General features: G+C 62.9%; 1 protein-coding gene. It reads right to left on the minus strand.

Going from position 1 to position 552, the window contains the following annotated elements; genetic code table 11:
- The coding region (locus AB4Z35_RS30140) for a LysR family transcriptional regulator (protein ID WP_442101179.1) at positions 1–552 on the minus strand (552 nt) is incomplete at both ends.

A 552-nucleotide genomic window follows, 5' to 3' on the forward strand; every position in this document is an offset into this window, starting at 1 on the left:
GAGCACGAGATCGTGCCCCGTGAATCCCGTCCCACGTTCAGGCTCGCCGTGGCGACTCAGGTAATGCTCCGTTGCATAGAGCCCCACGCGCCAGCGGGCCAATCGCCGTGCCACCAGGTCGGGGCTTTCCGGTTTCTGGGTACGAATGGCGATGTCCGATTCGCGCCGAGCGAGGTTGAGCACTTGTGTGGAGGTGCTCAATTGCACCCTGACGTCCGGATGTTCGACGTGCAAGCTGGCAATCGCCGGGATCACGAACGCGAGTGCGAGCGAATCTGTCGTGGTCACCCTCACCTCACCCGCCAGCCGATTGTCCACACCTTGTGCCTGCCTGGCCAGTTCATGCGCGGACTGCTCCATCTTCTCCGCTGCTTTCAGGACACTTTCGCCAGCAGATGTCAGGGCGTAGCCATCCGACGCCCGAAAGAACAACGTGGCGCCCAATGCATGCTCAAGCGCGGCAATGCGCCGTCCGACAGTAGCCTGGTCCAGCCCCACTACTTTGGCGGCCTTGCGCAGCGTACGTTCGCGCTGCACGGCGAGAAATACCCG

The sequence above is a fragment of the Pseudomonas sp. KB_15 genome, assembly GCF_052114525.1.
GTDB lineage: Bacteria > Pseudomonadota > Gammaproteobacteria > Pseudomonadales > Pseudomonadaceae > Aquipseudomonas.